The organism is Variovorax sp. LG9.2 (assembly GCF_035018885.1).
In the GTDB taxonomy this organism is placed as follows: Bacteria; Pseudomonadota; Gammaproteobacteria; order Burkholderiales; family Burkholderiaceae_C; genus Variovorax.
Genome location: NZ_JASJXB010000133.1, coordinates 1 through 260, shown reverse-complemented (window position 1 = coordinate 260; position 260 = coordinate 1). Strand labels below are relative to the sequence as shown.

Annotated in this window: 1 pseudogene; it reads right to left on the bottom strand. The window is 58.8% G+C overall.

What is annotated here, in order from left to right:
• Nucleotides 1–260 (bottom strand): annotated as a pseudogene (locus QN413_RS27240) (IS3 family transposase); the annotation flags it as partial.

Genomic DNA, 260 nt, shown 5'->3' with positions numbered 1-260 from the left:
CTTGAGGGCGTCAATCAGCAGTGTCTTCTCCCGGTTGGACAGGAGCTGCAGATCGACGCCCAGGCCTTTTTTTAACAGTTCATTGGCCTTGTTCAAGAGGTCCTGCTCAAGGCGCAGTTGCCTGACTTCGCGGCGCAACGCCTCAACCTCGCGCTCGAGCTCGTCGCGCTCTTGAGCCCGCGCGGACTGATTGGTGTGTTTCATGGATGCGGGTGCCTCACGTCCCAGAAGCTGGTTCTTCCAGTTGTACAACGTCGGCC